The organism is Chitinophaga horti, from assembly GCF_022867795.2.
Classification (GTDB): Bacteria; Bacteroidota; Bacteroidia; order Chitinophagales; family Chitinophagaceae; genus Chitinophaga; species Chitinophaga horti.
On the sequence record NZ_CP107006.1, the window covers coordinates 1,156,255 to 1,171,866 of the forward strand.

The 15,612-nt window shown below is 52.0% G+C and carries 10 protein-coding genes; 1 reads left to right on the forward strand and 9 read right to left on the reverse strand.

Features of this window, described 5'->3' with window-relative positions:
- Positions 1-130: 130 nt before the first annotated feature.
- The 9 genes from MKQ68_RS04875 to MKQ68_RS04915 all read right to left on the reverse strand — a co-directional run bounded on the left by MKQ68_RS04875 (position 131) and on the right by MKQ68_RS04915 (position 12,672).
- The gene (locus tag MKQ68_RS04875; protein ID WP_244841295.1) at positions 131-337 is read right to left on the reverse strand and encodes a helix-turn-helix domain-containing protein; all 207 of its coding nucleotides are present in this window, start codon (positions 335-337) and stop codon (positions 131-133) included.
- A gap of 4 nt (positions 338-341) precedes the next feature.
- A complete protein-coding gene (locus MKQ68_RS04880; RefSeq protein ID WP_264282310.1) occupies positions 342-893 on the reverse strand; it encodes a DUF2975 domain-containing protein in 552 nt (183 codons plus the stop codon).
- A 135-nt stretch (positions 894-1,028) separates the two neighbouring features.
- The gene (locus MKQ68_RS04885) at positions 1,029-1,397 is read right to left on the reverse strand and encodes a VOC family protein (protein ID WP_264282311.1); all 369 of its coding nucleotides are present in this window, start codon (positions 1,395-1,397) and stop codon (positions 1,029-1,031) included.
- Positions 1,398-1,466: 69 nt separating this feature from the next.
- Positions 1,467-2,288, reverse strand: coding sequence for an AraC family transcriptional regulator (locus tag MKQ68_RS04890; protein WP_264282312.1), 822 nt, complete (start codon positions 2,286-2,288; stop codon positions 1,467-1,469).
- Between the two features lie 77 nt (positions 2,289-2,365).
- Positions 2,366-3,268, reverse strand: a complete 903-nt coding sequence (locus MKQ68_RS04895) for an SDR family oxidoreductase (protein WP_244841289.1) — start codon at positions 3,266-3,268, stop codon at positions 2,366-2,368.
- A 195-nt stretch (positions 3,269-3,463) separates the two neighbouring features.
- Positions 3,464-4,519 (reverse strand): PorP/SprF family type IX secretion system membrane protein, encoded by a 1,056-nt coding sequence (locus MKQ68_RS04900; protein WP_244841288.1) that lies wholly within the window; start codon positions 4,517-4,519, stop codon positions 3,464-3,466.
- A gap of 10 nt (positions 4,520-4,529) precedes the next feature.
- Positions 4,530-9,893 carry an Ig-like domain-containing protein gene (locus MKQ68_RS04905; RefSeq protein WP_264282313.1) on the reverse strand — a complete coding sequence of 1,788 codons (5,364 nt, stop codon included), beginning with the start codon at positions 9,891-9,893 and terminating at the stop codon, positions 4,530-4,532.
- A gap of 151 nt (positions 9,894-10,044) precedes the next feature.
- Positions 10,045-11,169, reverse strand: a complete 1,125-nt coding sequence (locus tag MKQ68_RS04910; protein WP_264282314.1) for a glycoside hydrolase family 43 protein — start codon at positions 11,167-11,169, stop codon at positions 10,045-10,047.
- 3 nt (positions 11,170-11,172) lie between these two features.
- A complete protein-coding gene (locus tag MKQ68_RS04915) occupies positions 11,173-12,672 on the reverse strand; it encodes a glycoside hydrolase family 43 protein (protein ID WP_244841282.1) in 1,500 nt (499 codons plus the stop codon).
- A 221-nt stretch (positions 12,673-12,893) separates the two neighbouring features.
- Between MKQ68_RS04915 and MKQ68_RS04920 the strand changes: the two genes are divergently transcribed.
- Positions 12,894-15,560, forward strand: coding sequence for a PQQ-dependent sugar dehydrogenase (locus tag MKQ68_RS04920; RefSeq protein WP_264282315.1), 2,667 nt, complete (start codon positions 12,894-12,896; stop codon positions 15,558-15,560).
- The last annotated feature ends 52 nt before the right edge of the window (positions 15,561-15,612 follow it).

Consider the following 15,612-nt stretch of genomic DNA (forward strand, 5'->3'; position numbering starts at 1 on the left):
GCGATGATTACGTGAAATTTTTCGAGCCGGGGAAAGCCGGGTTACTGGTTGCTTATCTGCGGGTAAAGTACATAAATTTTTGAAATGGGGCGGGGGAAAATAGCAAGAGGGACCGGGCGTCCCTCTTCTTTTATTCGTCTTTGTATTCTAAAATATCGGCCGGCTGGCACTCCAGCACTTTACAGATGGCTTCCAGCGTACTGAATCGGATCGCCTTCGCTTTTCCTGTTTTAAGGATGGAAAGGTTGGACAAGGTGAGCCCGACTTTGTCGGACAGCTCATTCAGCGACATCTTTCGTTTGGCCATCATCACGTCGAGGTTTACAATAATCGGCATTGTGCTATATAGTTAATTCGTTTTCAGTTTGAATTTCAATCCCTCTCTTAAATATCTGTGCGATGATAAATAGCACCACGGCCATGAACAACCAGATGTCTGCACCGCTGAACCTTGCATATTGCAGGTGTGGCAGGGCGATGCCTTTCGTGATCAGCCAGCCGGTATACTTCGCGCCATAGTGAGAAAATGCGGCGATGGCAACCGTGATGTAGGATAACGACAGTATAAACCGCCTGAGGCGTTCACTAAAGGGTTGCGTTAAATCCAGGTCTTTACGCTGCAGGGTGAAAATGATCATATAAAAAAGCGTTGCCTTTAAGCAGGCCACAATGCTCAATATCAGGTGCACCACGAAATAGTTGCCGGGGTCGTGCTCCAGCAGGGGTAAGATGTCTTCCTGTTGCCAAAGATGCGGTACAACGGAAGGGTTGGCGAGCGAAAAAATGGCATGCGTGATGAAGCTACCTGCTTCGATCGACAAGCCGATGAATATGATCCAGGAAAGGACTAACAAAATGATCAGCATATGCCTGAATGTTATCTTTATTTCCATGTTACGTGGGTTTGAATACGCTGTAAAAGTAATAAATATTTATTGATAAACAATAAAAATAAATTGAGGTTTGATAAAATGCAGACAGCAGCGCCCTTCGGTGCTGCTGTCTGCAAATTTGGGTAAGCCTTAAAATTATCCCTGGGAGTGTAAACCTAATTTATTACCCTCGCTGTCGATAAACATTGCGAAATAGCCCATTTCGGGACTGATAGGCGTTTTAGGAACGAGCAGCTGTCCGCCCGACGGTTCGATCTTATCAAGAATGGTCTGCAGGTCATCGCCCGCATCCAGGTAAAGCACGCTGCCTGACGTAGTCGGTTCATAGTCTGGCCCCTGTGCCAGCACCACATTAACCGTTCCTTCCGAAGCCGGGAATACGCCCATCTTTACATCGCCCATCTGTGCTTCTTCGATGTCGACCGCCAGGATGGTCTTATAAAAACGGATAGCTCTTTGCAGGTCCGCTGCCGGTATCTCTATAATCGATACAAAGTTTCGCATATTGTTTCCTGTTAAGTGTGAGACAAAGTAACAGCAAAAGGGCTGCCGTTCATTGTAAAAATGCGACAGTTACTTTTTATGGTAGAGTAGGGAAGATAGGGCCATTTCGTCGGCCGTCAGGAACTCGCCGGGTGTTACGCCGGTAAATTCTTTAAAGTCTTTAATAAAATGCGCCTGGTCGAAATACTCATTTTCGTAAGCGACCGACGTGAAAGAGGCCGTCCGTTGGTCTAGCAGCATTTGCAGCGTGGCTTGCAGCCGTATCACTTTACACAGTTGTTTTGGGCTGATGCCGATGTGTTTCCTGAAATGCCGTTCGAGCTGCCGGCGTTTCGCTTTGTCGTCGTTCATCAATTCGCGTATCGGGGTGCTACCGCCTGATTGTATGATTTTTTCCACCGTACTGGCGACGATCTTGTCTACGGTTGTTTGCTGCTGTAACAAGGCTAGCAGAAAGGTTTCGATGGCGGTAATGCGCGCCTGTGTATCTGTTGCCTGGCTGATTGCCTGAGTGATAGTGTTTGCAGCTGCTTCCCCAAACACGTCCTGCAATGGCGTTTCTGTATTTGCCAGTTCACTGATTGGTTTTTTTATAAAGTTGGCAAAACCGTAGGGATAAAAGCGGATAGCGAAAGTGTGGACCGCGCCCGTAGGTGCGATGTAAAAAGGTTGTGTGATCTGCCCCAGTACCATTTGCCTTGGTTGCAGGAGATAATCGTCCCCGTTTGTGAACCTTTTAATATCATCACCCAGGATGAAAAACATTTCGATGCAGCCATCGGGCAGCACGAGTTGCCTGCCAGCATCCGGCTGCGCTGGTACTTCGAGCGTCCAGTAACATTTAACGATGGATGCCAGATCTGGGTGGGTATTGTATTCCTGGTAGTGCATGCTACCGAAAGATATAACATATCGGCATAAAAAACAGCGCGCCACGGCCGGCGCGGCGCGCTGTATGCTGTTTAAGCTTATATAGTAGGCATACCACCCGTTACGGCAACGGTAGCACCAGACATATAACTTGATTCCTTCGACGCAAGCAGCACATATATAGGTGCCAGCTCTGCCGGCTGGCCTGCGCGCTTCATCGGCGTCTGCGATCCGAATTCGGCGGTTTTATCAGGCGTAAAACTACCGGGAATGAGGGGCGTCCAGATGGGGCCGGGCGCCACGCAGTTTACACGGATGCCTTTCTCGCCCCACAGCTGGGCGAGCGTGGAAGTAAAGTTTTGTATCGCGGCTTTTGTTGCGGTGTAAGGCGCCAGTGTCGGTTTCGGCGTGTAGGCGTTTACCGAAGTGGTATTGATCACTGAGCTGCCCGGCTTCAGATGCGGCTCGGCAGCTTTACAGAGGTAAAACATCGCATAGATGTTTGTTTTAAACGTGTAATCCCATTCTTCGCTGGTCACTTCCTGTAACGAACTATGGTCCATCTGGTAGGCCGCGTTGTTAACGAGTATATCTATCCGCCCAAATTCCTGCACCGCTTTTTCTATAATTTGCTGACAATGCTTTTCGTCGCAGATGTCGCCGGGTAACAAGATGGCTTTTCTGCCCGCCTCTTCCACATACTTTGCTGCTTCCTTTGCATCTTCATGTTCATTCAGATAAGAGATGATCACATTCGCGCCTTCCCGCGCAAAGGCGATCGCCACTGCTTTACCAATACCGGAGTCGCCACCGGTGATGATCGCCGTGCAGCCTTCGAGTTTGCCGGTGCCTTTGTAGGTGGTTTCTCCATGATCGGGTTTAGGATTCATGGCTTGTTCCGTTCCCGGCATCTCCTGCGACTGCTCCGGGTAAGGAGGCTGCGGATATTGAGTGACGGGGTTCTCAGCAGTAGTAGTTGCTCCAAGGTTTTGTGTGTCCATAACATCAACTTTTATAAGTGATCGATATGGCTTGGGGCACCATTATTATGCCATCGGGTTGATGCGAACGCTGCGCTGGCGGAGCTCATCCGCGGGTAGTGGCGGTGTGTGTAAGAAGCGTGGTGTAATGCAGAGGAAGGCACTGCGAATGCAAAGCATCTTTATCGTTATACAAGTGCGGAAATTGTGCCCGCTTTATCGCCTGAACCTGGGGCATATCGTTTGCCGGCGTTCGCTTTGTCGCAGGTTTAATGCGCCGCGCCAGGATAACGTGAGTTCCAGTCCGCCACGATATTGCGACGCAACGGAAAGTTTATTGATGTTAACGTCATAACTTACCCCCATCACAAACTGTCCCATTTCCCATTGCACCACGGGCATAATCGCATCGTTCATCCGGTATACGATGCCGCCTGTCAGCACCTGCGACCCGTCCGCAAAGAAATCGCGGCTCAGCATCGCACCGGCCTGTATAGCGTGAATGCCTACGGGATTAAAGCGATCACCCAACTGCTGGAAGTAGTCACCGTAAAAAACAAACCTATCGTATTCACTTAATGGCGTCGATAGCCCCGTATTGAACGCGAACTTACGGTTGAGTGTGATCACATTGCCATCGAAAAATCCAACCTGCGGACGACGAATATGAAACAATGCAACGCCCACGAAATAATCAGTTCCCTCGCGAATAGCGCCGTTGTAAGTAAGTCCTGTCGACAGATCAAAATAATTCACACTGGTGTTGTTAAACACCTGCTGTGATGCCGGGGCTATGCTGAAAGTACCATTGCTGCCCGCAACAAACTGGTCGTTGAATTGCAGTTTCGTCGGATCGAAACGTTGCTGCATCAATCCACCCATGAAAGCGAGTGACAGGTAGGAGTTCTTTTCGCTGCTCAGCGGCAGACTGTAATTGATAGCCGGTAGTATTTGCGTAGTGCTGTACTCGGAAGTGCCCGCCACATCACGCATTAGTTGCAGACCGATGGTAAAATTGTCGTCCGCAGTAATATTGGCCGGCAGTTTTACTTCCGAGCTGAGCGCGAACGTGCGATAAGGCACCGTTACACTTTGCCATTGATTGCGGTAAGATGCCGTAAAGCGTAAGTCTCCTTCGAAGATGCCTGCCAGCGCTGGGTTACGCAGTAACGGCTGATCATAGAATTGCGAGAACGCTACATCCTGCGCAAAGCCAGTGTTTGCACAAAGACAAGCAACAAGGTAAATAACGGCTTTATAAAAACGTTGCATAATTACTTGTTTAGAATAGTGTAACATTACCCTTGTACGAATATGGTACACCGTTTTCGCATACCACTTCTACCGTATACACATACACACCTACATCCGCTTTGCGACCCTTGATCATGCCGTCCCAGCCAAATTGTGCGCTGTTGGGCGGGAAGTTCGTTCGCTCGTACATCAGTTGTCCCCAGCGGTTAAATACGCGGAACGATTTGATGGCGTTGATACCTGATGCCCGCACCATCAGCACCCGGTTCTCTGGTACATTGCCGTTAGGCGCAAAGGCGTTCGGTATAAACACCTGCGAATTATCACAGAACGTTCTGATGCAGATATCGTCGCTGGCGCTACAGCCGTATACGTTCGTGACCTGTACGTTATAGCACACATTGTTTTTCACCACTGCCACCGGCATAGCGCAAACGGCGTCATTACATTCGAGGTCCTGCATCGGCGTCCATTTGTATTGCGCAATGGGCAACACACCCGGAGCGGCACCATTGGTGATCTGCGGCTCCAGTTGCAGGCGATAACCGGTTGGCAATGTGAGTGTATCCTGCGCAAAAGCCACTACCGGGTAGTCGCCTATCCTGATCGTTGTATCGGTGGAGGTGCTGCAACCCGTTTGTGGCGACGTGACCGTAATCGTATAAATACCTGCATCCTGCAAAGTAACACGGTTGATCACCGCATTGGCCGCCCGCACCGGAAAGCCCGTCGCAGGTCCGCGCCATTCGTACGTGAGCGCCAGGTTACCGGGAATAGAACTGAACGCCTGTAAGGTAAGCGCCTCGCCCACACACAATGGCGATCTGGTTACCACTACCGGTTTAGCAGGCGCCTGGTTAACCGCTACCTGGAAGTTTGCCGGTAAGGAGATGCAGTTGTTCTGCATCGCATATACCACGTAAGTACCGGCATGTGCCAGGGTGGCTTCCGGGAAGATGACGACGGAGTTCCGTACCGTATCGGCATAAGGCCCGAATGCTGGTCCGGCCCACACGTATTCGATAGGCCCTGCCTGTTCGCTGGTAGCGGTAAGCGCGGTTAAACGTAACGGCGCGCCGCTGCACACGGGTGGATTGTAACCCGCTACCGGCGCAGCTGGGGGAGATGGATCGCGTAGGATGAACACATCGGGCAATGGCCGAGAGATACAGCCGCCACTTGTCTCTACCCTAAAGTTGCTGTAAGTGCCGGCGGTAAGAGGGATCACGATCATGCCGGCAGCGTTGGTCGTACCGCTGTAGGAGTATGGCAGCCCGAACTTGTTGTAATGTACGGTCACCGGCAGGTTAGGCGTTAAGTTGTTGCTCAGATCGCGCACATCCAGTGTAATCGTTCCCGATGGTACGCCGCAGGAAGTTGGATTTACATATGCCGAGCCAATGATGTTCAGGGTTGGATGTACTACTGCGTCGATGCGGCTCCTCGCACTTTCACAATTATCGGCGGTCAGATGGCTTACATAGAAAGTACTGGTGCCTGAAATGGCCGTGTTAATTACAGGTGCAGCGGCGAGCGGCGCCTGGTTGCGATCGAACCAGCGTATGTTCATACCTGGTAGCGGCGTTACCTGCAAGGTTTGCGGCGGCACGTCCATACAATAGCTGGCGTTGGTTGTAACCGGTGCGGGTACTACTGGCCGTACGAGCAACGTAATATTAACTGGAGCACCGTTACAGGCGATGGGGGACGGGTTCGTTGGTGTAACCCTTATGGTGATCGTCTGGTTCGCGGTGCCTGTATTCGTGAATGTTAAAGTAGCGGAAGATGTGTTGGCTGTTGCGGCGATCGTTCCGTTCACACCGGCAGGCAATGGTGCCGCCAGCGTCCAGGTGTAAGTGGTGCCGGGCACGGTAGATGTTGGCGTATAAGTCGCGCTGCCGCCTGAACAAATGGCCTGGTCCGGTGACGGGAAGCTGATAACCGGACTTTCCACGATCTGCACAGTAGCCGCTGTTGTAAAGCCAGGACAGGGGGCACTGGCGGCAATATTGTATGTAACGGTGTAAGTGCCCGGTGTACTGGCCGCCGGATTAATTGCGCCGGTAGCCGGATTGATAGATAATCCCGGTGCCGCGGAATAGACTCCGCCCGTTGTGCCCGTAATTGTCACCGCCTGCGGCATAGTAATATTCCCGCAATAAGGTGAACCCGCGTAGTTGATCGTAGCGGTGGGCGCACCGGTAACGGTTACCGTTGCGGTAGCTATATAATTAGCACAACCACCTGTACCTGGCGCCGTATAACGGATCGTGTACGTGCCGGGCGTTGCGCCTGCCGGATTGATCTCTCCGCTGACGGCGTTCACCGGCAGTCCGGTCGCAGGTACCACATCGAAAGTGCCGCCCGGCGTGCCGGTGCGGTTGACGGGTACGGGGGCATTAGGTGTTGCGGGTGTATTGGCCACATTACACAAGGTGGCAGGTGTATAACTAATCGTAGCTGTAGGTGCGGTGGTGATGTTAACTGTCGTTGTGGTCGTTAAACCCGGACAAGGGCCCGCCGCCGCAATATCGTAGGTAACGGTGTAAGTACCCGCAGCACTTGCCGCAGGGTTAATAGCACCGGTAGTAGCATTGATGGATATGCCAGGTGTTGCGCTGAACGTGCCGCCGGCACTGCCTGTCAGCACAACAGGCGTAAGCGGATCATTCGAACAGATGGCCGGATAACTGATCGTAGCCGCAGGCGCGCCGTTCACAGTGATATTGGTCGTGGCCACAACAGGTGCACAGGCCCCGCTGCCGGGAGCCGTGTAACTGATCGTATACACTCCGGCTGTCGCACCTGCAGGTGTAATCTGTCCTGTAGTTGCATCTACTGTAAGACCGGTAGCGGGTGTAACGGAATAGATACCGCCGCCTGTACCGGATTGTGTAACTGCTACCGGCGCACCGCCTGCATTACAAAGTTGGTTCGCGGGATAACTGATCGTCGCAGTCGGCGCGGCCGTAACGGTTAATGTTGCCGTAGCCGTGTAACCAGGACACGGGGCCGCAGCCGCAATATCGTAAGTAACAGTGTACGTGCCCGGCGTACTGCTCGCAGGTGTAATCACACCGGTGACTGCGTTAATGGTAAGTCCAACAGGAGATGCACTAAACGTTCCGCCACCAGACCCTGTACGTGTTACAGCGGTAGGCGTGCCGGATGTGCAAAGGTCAGGATAGCTGATCGTAGCAGTAGGCGTTCCGTTAACCGTAACGGTCGCTGAAGTATTATATACCGGGCAGCCACCTCCCGCAGGTATGCTGTAAGTGATCGTATATGTGCCGGGTGTCGCATTTGCCGGGGTAATTGAACCGGCGGCGGTAATCGCCATACCCCCCGGACTAATACTGAACACGCCGCCGGTAGTGCCGTTGAATGTTACAGGTACAGGCGGATTGGTGCCAGCCGGACTATTATCAACATTACAAAGCAGGTTAGGGGTATAAGCAATACTTGCATTCGGCGCCGGGTTCACTACAACGTCGATGGCCGCACGCGGACTCTCCCCGCAGCCTGTCGCCTGGCTTACATACCAGGTAGTAGTGCCCGGTGTAGCGGTAGAAGGTGTTGGCGCAGTCGTACTACCCGTGCCGCCGACAGCAGTCGTATACCATAGTAAGCCTGCACCCGGCGCGGTTAGGGGCACCGCCGGAGCGAACTGGCAGTAAATAATGGGCGACGTTACCACCGGTGCTACCGGTAAAGGACTAACCGTTACCGTAATCATCCTCCTGGGCCCTTCGCAGCCGTTAACGGTCTGACTAACCCAGTAGTTAGTGCTGCCTGTCGCCGCAGTTGACGGTGTAGGAGCGGTGGCGCTTCCCGTACCACCATTAGCAACATCATACCAGAGCAGGTTGCTTCCCGTCGCTGTTAATGGCGTGGCCGCCTGGTTTAAGCAAAGTAAAACCGGCGTTGTAACGGTAGGCGCCGGAGGCAAAGGATTGACTGTTACGGTTAGTGGTACCCGTACGCTTTCGCATTGATTAGGTAGTGTTTGCGTAACGTAGTAGGTACTGGTGCCTGCAGTATTCGTCCCGGGCGTTGGTGCTACAACGCTGCCTGTACCGCCGCTGGATGAAGTGTACCAACGAAGGTTAATGCCCGTCGCCGTTAGTTGTGCCGGCGTCGCGCCCTGGCAATAAACTAACGGCGTAACGGTTGGCGGTGGTGATTGGGGCAAGACAACGATCTGCCTTGTGATCGCATCAGTACCACAACCCGTATTGCCTGCTGTTAAGGTGACGTTATAAGTACCGGCGGCCGCATAGGTGTGGCAGGGCGGATTCAAAGCATTAGAGGTGGTACCGTCACCAAAATCCCAGGTGTAGGTGGTGGTGCTGTTACAGTTGTTGCCCATGTATCCGGCAACGGTTGTATTGTTGAAACATACCTGGTTCGTGACGCAAGGCTGTGCAGGTGTAAAGGTGAAATTCGCCACCGGTTTCCTGCGTATGATAATTTGGTTTAGCGTATAGGTCGTCGTAAAACACCCGTTGATCGCCCGTAGCGTAGCGGTAAAATCCGCCGCACCCGGACAAGAGGTGGTATTATAAATGTGCGAGAAAATATAGTCCGTATTGGTAGCATTTAACGGATGGTTCAGTACCAGGCGCGGGGTGTTATCTCCAAAGTCGATTTCATACCGCGTACCGGGCGAGTTCAACGTCCAGTTGCCAATTTTGAACTCCACCGGTGCCGGCGCACAAAGACCAGTCGTAGAAGCTGTGGTCGTAAAGCTGGCCAGCGGGTTAGAACCGTTGTAGAACTGAATGTTCCTCGTTACGGTACACCCATTCGCCGGCGTAATGGTCACCCGGATGTTAAAGTACCCCTGCGCATTATAAGTATGCGATTGCTGCGCCCCCGATGCCCAGTCTGTCGCTGTAAACGCCGCCGTACCGTCGCCCCAGTCAATCGTATACTGGTTGCCTGTGCCGGTTACCTGCGACGCGTTGGATACCTGTAATGTATAAGTAGCCGTGCCCGTACAGCTGGAGAAGCCCTGGCCGCTGTTGTCGTTAAGGTTTGGTTTAGGACTGGGAATCACGGTTAGCTGCGTTCCGCTTACCACCGTACCTTGATTCGTGACGATTCTTATCGGACCAGACGTCGCGTTCTCGTTCACCGTAGCCACGATCTCCCCGGCATTGGTTACAGAAAAGCCTGCAGGCAAACCGTTCACTTCCACGCCCGTTACGTTCGTGAAATCAGTTCCGGTAATAGTAACATTCCTTCCCTGGCAAACGGTAGTCGGGGAAAATGAGGTGATGGTTGGAGCCTGGGCAAGGCCTGTAACAGGTGTCAGCCATAAACTGATGATCGACAGCACAACAACAAATCCAGGCAGCCACGGGGAAGCGCTCTTTTGCAAAGACGGCATATGTTATTCGGTTAGGGAATGGAGTTACGACGGGTACAATGATACGATAAATATCGGTAAGGAGTATGCGGGGCGGCGTTAAGGGATGGTTATGTGGGGTGAATCAGTATGCAGGGCCGGCCACAACCAGCCCTGCTCTTAAAAAAACATATTATTTCCTCGCCGGTGCCGCCTGTGCCTTGGTAGTAGGTCCTTCCACAACCAGCTTCCCGTCTTTCTGAATCTTCATACGATCGATAAATACCACACGCTCGTCGCCGGTCGCGGTAGTACGTGCATGGTACACACAAAACATTTCCTTCCCGTTAGGGGAGTAGGTAATGCTGTTATGGCCAGTGCCGGTTACCACGCCGCCCTGCTCTACGTTCTTCTGCAAAACAGGGTTGTTGCTCGCTTTGGTAAAAGGCCCCAGCGGACTCTTGGCAGTTGCATAACCCACCGCATAGTTCTTACCACCAAAGTAGTTGGCGGAATACATCATGTAATAGGTGTTGCCTTTTTTGAAGGCGACAGAACCTTCCGTCCACCTGCGGTTCACTTCTTTCGAGGTAACGGAACGGCTTTCCCATTCGGCTTGTTTGTCATCCATTTTAACGGGCGGACGAAGCAACATCACGGGTTCGCTGATTACGCCGCTAAAGTCGGGTTTCAGTTCTACGCCATATACCCAGCTCTCTTCGATCTTATCGTACCAGCCTTTCTGTTTTGCCCAGGTGGCCACTTCGCTTTCTACGGCATGTTTGTAGCAGCAGCGTGAATAGTAGAGGTAGATCTTGCCGTTGGTGTCAAAAAACACGTTCGCGTCAATGATCGGGTAGCCGGGATCAAAAACGGGACGGGTATACAGGTCGATGAACGGGCCGGTTGGTTTGTCGGCAACAGCCACGCCTACACGGAAATTTTCGAGCTCTTTGGTCGGGTTGTTTTTCCACTGCGCGCTGTAAAACATATAGAATTTGCCTTTATAGGCGTATACTTCCGGTGCCCAGTAAGCGCCGTCCCAGGCAGCGGTGGAATCGCTCCAGCCGTTTTTGTTGGCGGCGTAAAATACCTGGCCTTCGTTTTTCCAGTTGATCATGTCAGTGGAAGAGTAGGCGGAAAAGCCATTTTTGGCGCCGCCGCCGGTGCCGTACATGTAATACTTATCGCCCTTTACATGCATCACATAAGGATCCCCGAACTGTACTTTCAGTGGGTTCTGATAGGTGGCCTGTTGCCCGAATGCATACGTGGAACCGAGGGTCAACATCAAGAGTAGTGTACTTAAACGTTTCATTTGTTACTTCGTTTTGTTCGTGATCTTAAATTCATTAAACACAGCCTGCTGTTTACCATCGCCCTGGTAATGAAGGCCCGGGCGCGGACTGCGATCCCACTGGGGCAGGAAGCCGATGTTTTGTTTATCGCCTACCTGCTGCCAGCTGCCGTTTGCCTGGCGGTAAAAGGCTTCGCCATGATGGTCGTCATACGTGGTTAATTTCAGTTGGATGGGTAAGCCCGCTTTGATGTTCGCAGTGGCCAGTACAGAACGTTTGTTGTCTTTCACCAGCCAGTATTCAATCTTATCATTCACCACACCCACACCAATGGCTGCATTCACATCGCCATAAAAAGCGAGTCCCTTCAAGGCTGCATTGGTATTTGCAACAGTGGTGGTAACATCGAAGTTTGTGCTGACGGGGCGCACTGTCAGTACAAGCCCTGTTTTATTACCTTCCTTCACGCTGCCTGTAAGGTACAGGCTTCCGTTCTTTTGCGTAAACACGGGCTGTGAGTTGCGGAAGTCCCATTGCCAGTAGCCGGCAGGTTTCTTTTCGGCAAAGGAAGTAGTAAGGTCGACCGGTTTGCTTTCGGTATGACGGCTTACGAAAGAAGGCCAGCTGTTGTCTGCCGGCCATACCAGCTCCGCCATCAGGCCTTCGCGGCCGGTAAACACGTTATTGGCTTCGTTATAAGCATGATAGATGTACATGTACTTACCTTCCTTTGTTTGTGCAAAGGTGCCGTGTCCCGGGCATTTCCAGGCTTCATGGGTTTGCAGGATGGGGTTTTGGCTGTACTCTTCATACGGGCCGGCGAATGTAGCCGACCTCGCCACGCGCACGTGGTAGCTGCAACCATTGCCGCAGCAGTTGCCGGCGGAGTAGAACAGGTAATAGTAATTGCCTTTCTTCAAAATACTCTGACCTTCCATACCAATGCCAGGCGTGTCTTTCAGCATGGAAAATGGTTCTCCTTCCAACTTCAGACCGTCGGCGGATAACTTGCTGCCGAGTATTTCGATGGGGCGTTTATCAAGACCATAAGCCTTGAAGGTGATATATAGCTGACCATTATCGTTGTAAATGAAAGCATCGATGGCTTCCTTGCCGAAATCCACCAGCACACCATGATCTTTAAAGCCCTTGTCGGGGTATTTAGAAGTGGCTACGCCGATGCAGGATACGTTGTCGGACTTGCGACGGGCGGTATAATAAAGATAATAGGTGTTGTTGTGGAAGTAATATTCCGGTGCCCAGAATGAGCCGGATGTCCATTCCGGTGCCTTGTCGAACACATAACCTACCTGCTTCCAGGTTTGCAGGTCCTGCGAGCTGTAAATAGGGTAGTGCGGCGCCCATTCGGACGAGGTGGCGGTCGCAAAATAGCCTTGGGGTGTTTTAATGATAGATGGGTCTGCAAAGTCGCCCGCAATCACGGGGCCCGTTTGTGCCTTAGCGGCCGTAAAGGGCATGGCCAGGCAGCCAAGAAGTAAAATCCGGTTCACATTGAGTTTCATATCCGTAGTCAAAAGTTAGTTCATAAACGGCCTGCCGGGCAGGCAAAGCCGTAAACTACAAACGAAATCCGAAGTAAAAAACAAGAAAGATGAGTGGCGGTAATAATAATTTCGCGTGTCTATCATAGCAACCGGTCATCAATAAGTATAGGAGGATTGCCCGGCTATGTATATATTACCATGAAACAGCCAAATCACGTCATTATATTTTTTATTCTAACATGAAACTATTCAGATACCTGGCGCCCGCCATGCTGATAACCGCTTTCCACGTAGCAAAAGCCCAGGATGCCTCCAAACCGGATGAGAACCGTTTTACCAAGGTGGTACTGCAACCCAAACTGGAAGAACCCATGCAGTTCCAGGTGCTGGAAGATGGCAAGGTGCTGTATGCCGAACGCAAAGGTAAAATCAAGTTATACAATCCTGCCACGGCCAAAATGCAGGTGATCGCGGAATTTAATGTAAGCCGCGAATATGTGAGCAAAAAGGGCGAACGCTCCGAGGGCGAGGACGGCCTGCAAGGCGTAATCCTCGACCCGAACTACGCAAAGAACCATTGGATATACGTTTACTATTCTCCCAAAGCGGTGTCAGTCAACCGCCTGTCCCGCTTCACCTGGCTCGGTGGCAAGCTGAATATGGCTACCGAAAAGGTGATACTGGACGTACCGGTGCAGCGTGAGGAGTGCTGCCACGTAGGCGGCGGTATGGTGTTCGACAAAGCCGCTAACCTATACCTGAGCACGGGTGATAATACGTTTTCCCGCTCTTCCGACGGTTTTACGCCGATCGACGAGCGTCCTGGCGAGGGCCCCAGGGATGCACAGAAGTCGTCCAGCAATACGAATGACCTGCGCGGAAAGATTCTGCGCATCCACCCGGAACCAGATGGCAGCTACACGATCCCGGAAGATAACCTGTTCCCGAAGGGCACGGATAAAACGCGTCCTGAGATTTATACCATGGGCAACCGCAACCCATGGCGCCTCACGATCGACAGCAAAACGGGCTGGCTGTTCTGGGGTGAAGTGGGGCCGGACGGTTCAAACCCTTCTGACCTGCGCGGACCACGTTCGTACGATGAGTTTAACATGGCCAAACGGGCAGGTAACTATGGCTGGCCGTACTTTAATGGCAAAGAAGCTTACCGCGATTATGATTTCGCGACGAAACAATCCGGCGAATGGTGGGATGCAAAACAACCCGTGAACAACTCTCCGAATAACACAGGACTGATCAACTTACCACCTGCCGAAAATCCGCTGATCTGGTACCCGTATGCGGCCAGTGAAGAGTTTCCGGACATGGGCAGTGGCGGACGCAGTGCCGTGGGCGGACCAATCTTCTACCGCTCCGATTTTAAGAAGGATGCTAAAAACCTGTTCCCCGCTTATTATGAAGGCAAATGGCTGATTACCGACTGGGTACGCGGCTGGCTGATGGCCGTTACGCTCGACGACGACGGCAAACTGGTTTCCATGGAACGTTTCCTGCCTAACCTTGTACTGCGCGGCCCCATCGACATGAAGTTTGGTCCGGATGGCGCGTTGTACATCCTCGAATACGGTAACGGTTACTTCAAAGACAATCCGGAAGCAGAACTTATCAAAATAGAATATAATGGCGGCAACCGCAAACCCGCGGTGCAGGTGGCTGCGAACATAACTGCCGGTGCTCTGCCATTGAAAATACAGTTATCATCCAACGGTACTACCGACGCCGATGGCGACAGCCTCCGTTACGACTGGAAAATCACGAAGAACGGCGTGGTCGTTCAGTCTTTCAAAACACCCAACCCGGAATTGTCGCTGACAGCCGGCGGTGTATATAAAGCAAATTTGACCGTGACCGATCCTGCTGGTGCCAAAAACAGTAAGTCGGTGGAAATTGCCGCCGGTAACGCATTGCCGCAGGTCGATATCAAACTGACGCAAGGGAATAGCAGCTTCTTTTTCCCGGGCAATATCGTGAAGTACGCAGTAAGTGTGTCCGACAAAGAAGACGGCAGCCTGGTGAATAAACGCATTTTGCCCGCACAGGTATCGGTATCTATTAATTATCTTTCTGAAGGATACGATATGACGGTAGTTGCCCAAAACCAGCAACGGTTCGATGCTTCGGCCGAACATGCTGCCGCAAAGGCAATGCTGAAGAAGACTGACTGTAACGCCTGTCACGCCCTGAACGCCGTTTCCCTCGGCCCCTCTTTCATGCAGATCTCGCAAAAGTATAAAGCAGATAAAGCAGCCGTGGCGAAGCTGACGAAGAAGGTCATCAACGGCGGATCCGGTGTGTGGGGCGATGCGATGATGCCTGCGCACTCTACGATGAGTACCGAACAGGTGAACACACTCGTGAAATACATCCTGAGTGTAAGTGATAAAAAACCGGTACAGAAAAACCTGCCGGTAACAGGCAGTTATACAACTACCGAGAAACCTGGTCAAACGAATAAGGGGTCTTACATTTTCAGGGCTGCTTATAAGGACAGGGGCGCTAACCTCGCTCCGGCGCAATGGGGCGAAAGCATCCTGGTGTTAAGGCACCCGAACCGCCCGGTAGCAGAGGCCGACAGCACCCGTGGACTGGAATACGCGCGTAACAAAACGGTCGCCATCGTAAAAGAGGCTGCTTCCTGGATACTCTTAAAACAGACAGACATCACCGACCTGAAAAGCATTACTGTAAATGGCACCGATTATGCCGGTCCGGGTGCTTTCGAGATCAGGCTTGGGTCGCCGGACGGTAAAGTGATCGGGAACGGGGCAGATGGGGCGAATAATGTAACGGCCACGCTCGAACCGACTACCGGTAAACACGATGTGTACCTGGTGTTCGGGAAACGTGATGCGCGAATTACATCGGTCACCGTCAATAACAAATAAACGTTTTCCTGGCTCAATCCTGGTGCGGCTTACGTTACCGTCAATAACAAAT

Coding starts and splice junctions, on each gene's coding strand:
- MKQ68_RS04890 (WP_264282312.1), bottom strand. CDS start 2,288: ATGCACTACCAGGAATACAATACCCACCCAGATCTGGCATCCATCGTT.
- MKQ68_RS04880 (WP_264282310.1), bottom strand. CDS start 893: ATGGAAATAAAGATAACATTCAGGCATATGCTGATCATTTTGTTAGTC.
- MKQ68_RS04915 (WP_244841282.1), bottom strand. CDS start 12,672: ATGAAACTCAATGTGAACCGGATTTTACTTCTTGGCTGCCTGGCCATG.
- MKQ68_RS04910 (WP_264282314.1), bottom strand. CDS start 11,169: ATGAAACGTTTAAGTACACTACTCTTGATGTTGACCCTCGGTTCCACG.
- MKQ68_RS04895 (WP_244841289.1), bottom strand. CDS start 3,268: ATGGACACACAAAACCTTGGAGCAACTACTACTGCTGAGAACCCCGTC.
- MKQ68_RS04905 (WP_264282313.1), bottom strand. CDS start 9,893: ATGCCGTCTTTGCAAAAGAGCGCTTCCCCGTGGCTGCCTGGATTTGTT.
- MKQ68_RS04875 (WP_244841295.1), bottom strand. CDS start 337: ATGCCGATTATTGTAAACCTCGACGTGATGATGGCCAAACGAAAGATG.
- MKQ68_RS04920 (WP_264282315.1), top strand. CDS start 12,894: ATGAAACTATTCAGATACCTGGCGCCCGCCATGCTGATAACCGCTTTC.
- MKQ68_RS04885 (WP_264282311.1), bottom strand. CDS start 1,397: ATGCGAAACTTTGTATCGATTATAGAGATACCGGCAGCGGACCTGCAA.
- MKQ68_RS04900 (WP_244841288.1), bottom strand. CDS start 4,519: ATGCAACGTTTTTATAAAGCCGTTATTTACCTTGTTGCTTGTCTTTGT.